We start from the raw sequence: 8,727 nt of genomic DNA on the forward strand, positions 1-8,727 counted from the left end.
AGAGACGAAGGCAGGCCGCCGGAATGAGAGGTCTTCGTGAGCAATAGGAACGCGGACCGCCCCCGAGGATCCGAAGGCAAAGGCTATCTACCTCGTCAGCTTCTCCGGCCTGAAGACCGGAGTTCCCTTGCGCCATTTCTATGGCCTTTTTATCGGTTCGGAGCTGATCCTTTTCGAGCCCAGGTCCGAATATAACTCTGCAACTCCCCTGAGGGCTCGATATCCCTTCTCGCTAATCATATAGTCCCCTCTCTCATTTCTTTGCAAAATCATTCCTCCATCCTGCAGCTTCTGCAAGTGGAAGAGCAGATTGCCGCCCCGCAATCCTGTGAGCTCAGCAAGGGCAGAAAAGGTCTTCGTCTCAGCGAAAAGGGCCTTTAGAATTTGCAGTCTCTGTTTATTGCTCAGGGGCTCGAGGAGCTCGACGACAGTCTCTTTTTCGGGAAGGGACTCCATCGATTCACCCGTCAAATCATTTTCTCGGTATACCCTGAGCGAACGCATCAGATCTATCTGCTTATCCAATAGCCTGGCCACCTCAGAAAAGCATGTTTTGCACTGATCATAAGGAGACTTCCTGCGCATCTCTTCCAGCTTCGATTTCGCATCGTTGATGGAATCCGCTGATACCTCGCCCCTTTTTATCTGATCCAGGCTGCTATTCAGAAGATCTGAGAACAGCGCTTTGCAAGCATTTTTCATATGACAGTCCTTCGATATCTTGCCTTCCAAGCTGCTCTCTATCTCATCGGTTGCGTATCCCCGGATTACATCAAAAAAATCGCTTCTGCAGCCATCGACAATAGAATTCAAGTGCTGCTGATTTGAGCGTTCCATGAACCTCTTCATGTCTTCGTGCATGATATCCAGCTTCGACTTTATGCCGTTGACTTCCTTCAGAAGATCCGCATTCATGATATCATCAAACCGACGCAGTGATGAAAAAGGTTTCTATTATGTATCTTAGAGTTAACCTTGTGTATTCAATTATACCTTGTATAGTTTTATAACGCTAAAGTATATATCAATAACCAGACGATAGAAGGATTGGTGAAACACAATGAGTGCAAAAGACGAGATACATGCCCAAATTGTTGGTGCCTTAAAGGAAGCAAAGTTTCCCATAAAAACGCCTGAAGAGCTTATGGCTGCCCTGCCCCAGGGTGCTGCCACCAAATGCAAGGCAGGAGACGTGGAAATTACAGCGGGCGATGCAGGAAAGGTCTTGAAAGCCAGCGATTTCCCATTTAAAGATGCCAGGCAGGTGGCCGACGTAATCGTCAAGCGTGCTATGCTCTGAATTAATCTAGCCCCGAGGTCTCAGGAAGGGTTATTCAGATAAAAGAGAACCATCGAGAATTCCACGGTCGCTGGCGCAGAGTCGCGATAGCAGTAGATTGGGCTCTTTGGTGATATCTCTGCCGTCCGGCACCAGTAGACAGCGACCTTCATTCTGAATCCGCTCTAAGATCTCTCTATGCTCTTTTAGATAAACTATCCTCAAAAGGCTTTATATTATCGAATATCAATGCTTGAATTCATGGATGAGGGGAAGAGAAGCGAGCCGGTTGAGCTGATAGCAGTCCTTGTCTTCGGCTTCTTGTTGAAGCTCTTTGCAGGAAGGAACTCACTTACCGAACATGGGATAGTGTTCCCGGGCTACGATGAATACTATCATATGCGCAGGATACTCTATGGGACCAGCAACTTTCCTGATACGCTATGGTTTGATACCTACCTGAACTACCCTCATGGCTTTTCCATAACCTGGCCCCCGCTCTTCGACCAGATCTCCGCTGCCCTATGCATCGCTTTGGGCCAGCATACAAAAGAGGGGGTGGAGATGACGGCGGCCTTTGTGCCTGTCATCATCGGTCTGCTGGCGATGGTCGTCGTTTACTATATCATGCGAGAGCTCTTCGATCACAGAATTGCCCTTCTGGCAAGCTTCATGACCGCTCTCGCCCCCTACTACCTCCTCTATACTATGGTTGCCGCCACCGACCATCACTCTTTGGAGGTGTTGTTTCAGCTCCTCTCTCTCCTGTTCATGGTCCTCGCATTCTCCCGGCCGGATAAGAGATGGCTCTACGCTTCTGGGGCAGGTGTGGCACTGGCCGCCCTGGCATATACCTGGCAGGGCGCAGATGTCTACTTCGGGGCGTATCTGCTATTCGCAGCATTTGGTATGAGCCTGGAACTGCGCCAGGATAAGCCGAACCTGAACATCGCCTCAACGCTGCTTGGTGCCTTTTTCCTCGCCCTTATACTCGTTTTGCCCTTCAGGAATACCCCCTGGATGTCACCCTCCTTCCTGGGATTGGCAGCCATATTCGTCGCTCTGGCCATCATGCTGGCACTGGCACACATTATCGCTAAAAGGAACATATCCTGGAAGGCTTTCCCATTGGCCATCCTCGCCATATTCATTATATCATTGCTGCTCTCAAAGATATTGGGCGGATTCTTTGGACTGGAGGGTCTGATCCGAACGGGAATGGGATACATCTGGGGAGGGGAGATGATCGGCAAGATTGGAGAGGCAGAACCGCTCATCTATGACCTTGATACGTTATCTCAGGTGGTCTTCTCCTGGCTGGGACTGAACATCCTATTCTCCCTGGCAGGAGCAGCCGCCATAGTAGTCTATATGCGAAAAGAAGAAAGAAGAATGCAGCAGAGCCTGCTTCTCCTTCTGATATGGGCAGTCTTCTCCATCCTTCTCACCCTGGGACAGGGCAGATTTCTGTACATCTCCACGATATTCATGGGCATGCTGATAAGCATACTGATATTCTATGCCCTAGATCGCCTTAAGAAGTTCCAGGAGGAGAGGGGCGCAAAGCTCCACAGGGCCCTGGCAGCAGCCATCATCCTGCTTCTTGTCCTGCCGACGGCAATTGATGCCTTCAACTTCGCCAGCAATTCGCCACCTGCGATCGCAGGCGACTGGCAGGACTCTCTATTCTGGCTGAAGGAGAACAGCGACCCAACCAGCCACTTTGCCGATCCGGAAGAGATCCCTGAGTACAGCGTGATGAGCTGGTGGGACTATGGCAACTGGATCCTCTATCTATCTGAAAGGCCGGTGGTGGCGAACAACTTCCAGACCGGAATAGAGGATGCGGTGAAGTTCTATCTGGCAGAGGACGAGAAGGAAGCGACGGAGATAATGGATGCCAGAGGTGCCAGGTACGTCTTTGCCGATTTCGGCATTGCCTATGGCAAGCTGCCCTCCCTCACAGAATGGGCGGATGAGGATATCAGCAGCTATATGGCCCTGGAGGAGTACGGCGCTCAGCTCTCAGCCAAACCCAAAGAGAGGTTCTTCAACACCACATTGGGCAAGCTCTATCTAGCAGACGGAACAGGCATGGGCCGGTTCCGCCTGATCCACGAGTCGAGCACTATCATGGGAAATGTAGGAAAGAGCAGGGTTATGATCTTCCAGTATGTTCCCGGAGCGTTGCTGAAAATCCACACTGGCCGGGATGGAAATGGCATGGCCTTGCTCAATATGACCTCCAATATAGATAGGAGGTTCGTCTACCTCAACCAGGCCACCTGGAATGGAGATGCACTTGAGGTAAGGGTCCCCTATTCCACAGAGAGAGAGCATGAGGTCCATGCAACTGACCCGTATATGGTGTTCTCAGTGCATGGAGACGATGTGAAGGCACAGATGGTTGAGGTGAGCGAGGAGGATGTTCTCCAGGGAAGAACCATTGATATCAACTTTTAAAAAAGAGAATTGCGCCGTTTCCGGCGCATTAATTTGATATTCTCGATTAGGGCTTATACGCAGGGCAGCCAATCAACGCTGATTTCGCCACAGGTGGAGTTGCCCCAGAGCTGGATGAACTTCTGAATGGCGAAGACGCCAGTCAGGTCCTCGACCGATCGGCCATACTCAGCATGCCGCCCTTTGAGCGCGCTGCTGGACTCGGGATCTCTGGAGATCCAGCCGATATGGGCCACACCGATTACATTGCTGTTTATGTTGGCCTCAAGGACACCGTTGCAGCAGGGAGTATCGGTCAGGGCATTGTATCCCCTGGTCTTGACCTCAGTGGTCTTCTGCAGGTGCTCAGCATGAGTGTACATCTCAGTCAGAACAGCACCTATCTTATAGTTCTGAACGCACAGCTTATCCACCCATTTCTGGTCATAGGTGCCGGTCTGATAGGAGACGGGCATGTACTCCAGCTCCTGCTCTGAGGTGAAGTTGATGTAATCCATTGGATAGCCGTTCGCCCATTCGCAAGCCATGTCCAAAGGCTGCCTCTCCGCCTCCAGCTCTATCCTGGAGAGGATCACATTTCCTGAGCCGGTCTGCTTCTCTACCAGCTTCTGGCCCTCATAGCCAGACTGGGTGGAGATGACCATCTCCAGGCTTCGATAACCCACCCCTTTTACAGACGATTTCTCGTACATGTAATTGGCAGCGCCTGCCATGCCTATTAGAGCCATGGCGATAACCGCTAGAACGATCATTTCTCTCTTCAATCCACACTACCTCCTTTTCTGCCCGGATGCTCTTGATTTAAGGATTTGCTGGCCGATATGATAATTCGATTCGGGCAGCCCGATATCCCCACAGTCCGGGAAGGTCACTCTCCTATAGAACCCTAACACCCGCTATGAGCTTCTCTGCAGCCTATTTTAAGGTTTTGGCTGAAATATTTGGGGCTGAATGTATATACATTTGAGAAAGAACGCAAATCGAATTGACTGAATAGAGCAAGAGAATTAATAAAAAATAAAAGAGTAGAGCTTATGCCTTTTGGCCGAAATTATTCAGCCTATTTACGAAGTTATAGCATGAGCTGCTCGTACAGGGACTGGCGACCGGCATCTTCTTGGAAGTATCGACTGCGGGAGTGGCTATTCCCTCGCAGTCTCCATTCTGACAGGCGGGCTCTGATTCAGCATTATTGCGGAAGAGAATCCTCCTGTTGATCTCAAAGGATCCGAAGTACTCCTCAATCTCTTTAAGGCTCTTCTGGCCGGGGATAGATTGCTTGGCATCTAAGAGGTAATATCCAGTGAAGTTATCCGCCGTCTGGAACTCAGCGGTCTTCTTCAAAGATCCAGTCTGATGCAGTGTGAAATCCTGGCTCTTGAACTCCATCTGCTGCAAATCATAGGTTTCCCGGATCTTGGAGCCGACCCCGCCGAATATGGCAGAGCTCTTGAAGCTCTCCGTTCCCACAAGTGCATCTCCAATGGCCACTGCATTGTAGTTATCGACTGCATCCTGCTCAACGAAGTTGGCATTCTTTCCCCTTGCATCATCCACCATGTACTCGTTCTTGACCAGAGCATCCACGCTGCCGCTGAATATCACGTCCTTGTTGGACTTGATACCAGATTCCATCGACCTCAGGTCCTTGTTCATCAGGAACTGTCCTGATCCACTGATAGCGGTCTCTGAGGCGTAGTCGTATGCCTGCACTCTGAACGTTGCCTCCCTAGAGGCTGAAGTGCGGCATTTGGCCGATGCCTCAACCGCAAACCTGTACTTCCCGGCTACGGCATTGATATCCGGCTGCACGGTCAGGGTTTGGGAGCGGGACCCTCCGGCAGGTATATTCATAGGGCTTCTGGTCCAGCCAAACCAATCCAGGGCGCAGTCCATTGGCTTGACGCAAACCTCAACATCTGCATCAGTTGAGCCCTCATTGGTTACAGTAACCACGAAGTCCAATTCCTTTCCCTGAGTGGTATATGACTTGTCCGCCTCCGATTCAGGCCCGGTTAGACTGACATCTACCGATAGAGCCCCGGAATCTCCTGAACAGGGACTGGGCAGATAGTTGGGAATGGATGGAGTAGAGGGACCCGACCAAGTGGCAGAAACATCACCCAACTCCATTCCCGGATCCTCAACCGTAGCCTGCACCTGGCATACTGTCAGGATCAACATTGCTATTGTAATGATCAGACATATTCTCATGGTAACCCCCTTTAAACAACATAAAAAAACTAGCCAGGCCATTTGACCTAGCAGTCTATGCCTTCACAAGGAGCGCGATGCTTCTCACGCACTGGATTTTCATGGAACTTCAATACCTTCTCAGCCTCGAATGTTCCGGTGAACATCTCATGAGCTTTGATATCCTTGTAGAATATCCTGTGCCATGTAGCGTCTGTGCCCCATGTGCCGTTGAAGGAATTCTTGGTCTCGATTCCCACCAGATGAGCGGGATTGCTGCCCATCAGGGCTGCAACAGCATCCTGATCCCTTCCCGCTTTCGCTAGCGAATCTACTAGCTTCTCAGGCGTCGTGCCTGGCGGGTTGTAGGGCGTGGTAGATGAGAAGAATGCGGTCTCATCCTGCTCCATCTCAGTAACCGAGAACAGCTCCTGCACATTCGCGCCGATGCCGCCATAGAACTCCTTGGAATTTAAGTAACGTCCGCCGGTCAATGGTGTCTGTCCGCTGTAGGTCATCTTGGTGTTCTGGACGAAGTTCAGGTTGGACTTATTTCCGCCGTTGACCGTGGAGATGTTCCTCTTGAGGACATCAGCATTCTGAGAAAATGCGGTCTCCTGATCCAGCTCAATGTCTCCATCCCCGGTCATGGTATCGAAGTACTCGAGAGCTATTTTTTTGTCTATTACCGAGTTAGCAACATCGATAATCCCTGAACCGGATACCTTATGGCTTTCACAAAATTGCTCATACTGCACTGGCGGTACCAGTGGTGGATTAGCCATTGTAATGCTACATAGCCCCACTAGGGCTACTGCAAGAACTGCTATCGTTACTCCCTTCATTATACATTTACCCCCGATGATTGATGTAACAGCTATTGATCCCTTTAGATCAGTAGCTATCCTGCCCGCATGCGCAGGACTTGAGCTACAATTGTAAGTTGATGCTTTTATTCGATATAAATGTATCTGTTCATAATAATGGTCATCCAAAGGCCGGTTCGTTGCAGAAGCTTCAACCAAACGCATGCCATTTTGAGATGACGACAAATCCCTGCTAATTAAAAAAAAGATCGAAATGAAGCCCGCCCAGCAGATCGCCGAGACGGGCCTATTTTAAAGATTTTTATTCACCCGATGTCGATAACGATCATCTACACGCAGGGCAGCCAGTCAACGCTGATTGCGCCGCAGGTGGAGTTGCCCCAGAGCTGGATGAACTTCTGAATGGCGAAGACACCAGTCAGATCCTCGACGGATCTGCCGTACTCAGCATGGCGACCCTTGAGCAGCCTGTTGGGCTCAGGATCCCTGGAGAGCCAGCCGATATGGGCAACGCCGATGACGTTGCTGTTCAGGTTAGCCTCGAGGACACCGGTGCAGCAGTCCATTTTACAGCCGGTAGCATACCAAAGGCCGTCGTCGGGATTATAATCCCATAGGTCTTCTATTCTCTCTTTTTTCCCGTAGCCTCTGGTCTTAACCTCGGTGGTCTTCTGCAGGTGCTCAGCATGGGTGTACATCTCAGTCAGCACAGCGCCGATCCTGTAGTTCTGCACGCACAGCTTCTCAACCCACTTCTGGTCATAGGTGCCTGTCTGGTAAGATACCGGCATGTACTCGAACTCAGCTTCCTTGGTGAAGTTGATGTAGTCCATATAACAGGAATTGGGATACATGCAAGGGAACTGCAGTCCTTCGGCAGTTATCTGTCTCTCAGCTTCCACCTCAGTCCTCTCGAGGATCACGTTTCCGGATCCGGACTCCTTCTCTACCAGCTTCTGGCCATGGAAGCCAGACTGGGTTTGAATGATCATCTCTACGTTCTTGTATCCAACGCCCTTGACCGATGCCTTTTCGTACATATAGTTAGCTGCACCGGCCATGCCTACTGCGGCCATGGCGACTATAATCAAAACAGCTATTAGTTTTCTCATTTCTTTCCCTCCTCCTTTACATGAGGATCGAAAGCTGCTATTGACAGCAACAAGTGATCCCTCAGTACATCACCCCGGCTGGATATACAGATCCTTTATCAAAGATCCAGGACCGTTCCACCTGAAGAGATGAAACCGCTCGGCCCCCTCCAGCATATAAGCCAAAAGCGTTAAATGTCATCCTATCCGGCGTGAGGAGCCTGATTCCAGGATTACCATTAGATGTTACTTGAGCCATTGTCTCAGGCACAACATTTTTCATTAGATTAATGACATATAAAGCTATCGAGCAGGGTTAAGAGAATTTTATATTCCACGATTCCACCCCTCTTGCCTGTTTTTTCCCGAGAAGATCGCCCAATTGCTCAGAAGAGAACACTCAAAGGAACATCTAACAAAAATACAGGCGTAAGAAGCAGGTTACTGTACTTTCCAAGTTTTTCACTTCAACCACCAACTTTATAAACTGAATTCAATTTTTACATAATTGACTAGCGATAAATATCTCTTTTGTGCTAATATTTTGCTATTTAATAACATGTGCTTTACCTCTTTACTGCATTGCGTATGCAAAATCAAAAACTTGGAAACTACAGCAGGTTATATGATTTTAAAAATATTGCATAGGCCCCAGGCCTCATAGCCTGAGGTCATGTTCCTTTTTACAGTCTTAATCTAATTTAAATGCAGGGCAGCCAGTCAACGCTGATTGCGCCGCAGGTGGAGTTGCCCCAGAGCTGGATGAACTTCTGGATGGCGAAGACACCAGTCAGGTCCTCGACGGATCTGCCGTACTCAGCATGGCGGCCCTTGAGCAGCCTGTTGGGCTCGGGATCCCTGGAGAGCCAGCCGA

Annotated in this window: 8 protein-coding genes; 2 read left to right on the top strand and 6 right to left on the bottom strand. The window is 49.8% G+C overall.

Going from position 1 to position 8,727, the window contains the following annotated elements; all coding sequences use genetic code 11:
- Positions 1 to 138 precede the first annotated feature (138 nt).
- Positions 139 to 915, bottom strand: coding sequence for a winged helix-turn-helix domain-containing protein (locus BP822_RS01475; RefSeq protein ID WP_286877563.1), 777 nt, complete (start codon positions 913 to 915; stop codon positions 139 to 141).
- 145 nt (positions 916 to 1,060) lie between these two features.
- On the opposite strand from BP822_RS01475, the gene BP822_RS01480 reads away from it, so the two are divergent.
- Complete coding sequence (locus tag BP822_RS01480; RefSeq protein WP_273271223.1) at positions 1,061 to 1,300, top strand: MTH865 family protein; 240 nt, start codon at positions 1,061 to 1,063, stop codon at positions 1,298 to 1,300.
- Positions 1,301 to 1,528: 228 nt separating this feature from the next.
- Positions 1,529 to 3,742 carry a TraX family protein gene (locus BP822_RS01485; protein WP_286877564.1) on the top strand — a complete coding sequence of 738 codons (2,214 nt, stop codon included), beginning with the start codon at positions 1,529 to 1,531 and terminating at the stop codon, positions 3,740 to 3,742.
- A 53-nt stretch (positions 3,743 to 3,795) separates the two neighbouring features.
- On the opposite strand, the gene BP822_RS01490 is transcribed toward BP822_RS01485, so the two are convergent.
- The 5 genes from BP822_RS01490 to BP822_RS01510 form a co-directional block, all read right to left on the bottom strand.
- Positions 3,796 to 4,506 carry a hypothetical protein gene (locus BP822_RS01490; protein WP_013718910.1) on the bottom strand — a complete coding sequence of 237 codons (711 nt, stop codon included), beginning with the start codon at positions 4,504 to 4,506 and terminating at the stop codon, positions 3,796 to 3,798.
- A 268-nt stretch (positions 4,507 to 4,774) separates the two neighbouring features.
- On the bottom strand, positions 4,775 to 5,956 hold the full coding sequence (locus BP822_RS01495) for a hypothetical protein (RefSeq protein WP_013718911.1): 1,182 nt from the start codon (positions 5,954 to 5,956) through the stop codon (positions 4,775 to 4,777).
- Between the two features lie 47 nt (positions 5,957 to 6,003).
- Positions 6,004 to 6,780 carry a hypothetical protein gene (locus BP822_RS01500; protein ID WP_013718912.1) on the bottom strand — a complete coding sequence of 259 codons (777 nt, stop codon included), beginning with the start codon at positions 6,778 to 6,780 and terminating at the stop codon, positions 6,004 to 6,006.
- Positions 6,781 to 7,091: 311 nt separating this feature from the next.
- Positions 7,092 to 7,874 carry a hypothetical protein gene (locus BP822_RS01505; protein ID WP_273271219.1) on the bottom strand — a complete coding sequence of 261 codons (783 nt, stop codon included), beginning with the start codon at positions 7,872 to 7,874 and terminating at the stop codon, positions 7,092 to 7,094.
- Between the two features lie 61 nt (positions 7,875 to 7,935).
- A complete protein-coding gene (locus BP822_RS01510; protein WP_286877565.1) occupies positions 7,936 to 8,136 on the bottom strand; it encodes a hypothetical protein in 201 nt (66 codons plus the stop codon).
- Positions 8,137 to 8,727 lie beyond the last annotated feature (591 nt).

The organism is Methanosaeta sp. UBA458, from assembly GCF_002496085.1.
Classification (GTDB): Archaea; Halobacteriota; Methanosarcinia; order Methanotrichales; family Methanotrichaceae; genus Methanothrix; species Methanothrix soehngenii.

What these genes read in the sequence shown, in the direction of transcription:
- BP822_RS01500 (WP_013718912.1), bottom strand. Translation starts at nt 6,780, where the DNA reads ATGAAGGGAGTAACGATAGCAGTTCTTGCAGTAGCCCTAGTGGGGCTA.
- BP822_RS01505 (WP_273271219.1), bottom strand. Translation starts at nt 7,874, where the DNA reads ATGAGAAAACTAATAGCTGTTTTGATTATAGTCGCCATGGCCGCAGTA.
- BP822_RS01510 (WP_286877565.1), bottom strand. Translation starts at nt 8,136, where the DNA reads ATGAAAAATGTTGTGCCTGAGACAATGGCTCAAGTAACATCTAATGGT.
- BP822_RS01480 (WP_273271223.1), top strand. Translation starts at nt 1,061, where the DNA reads ATGAGTGCAAAAGACGAGATACATGCCCAAATTGTTGGTGCCTTAAAG.
- BP822_RS01485 (WP_286877564.1), top strand. Translation starts at nt 1,529, where the DNA reads ATGCTTGAATTCATGGATGAGGGGAAGAGAAGCGAGCCGGTTGAGCTG.
- BP822_RS01475 (WP_286877563.1), bottom strand. Translation starts at nt 915, where the DNA reads ATGAATGCGGATCTTCTGAAGGAAGTCAACGGCATAAAGTCGAAGCTG.
- BP822_RS01495 (WP_013718911.1), bottom strand. Translation starts at nt 5,956, where the DNA reads ATGAGAATATGTCTGATCATTACAATAGCAATGTTGATCCTGACAGTA.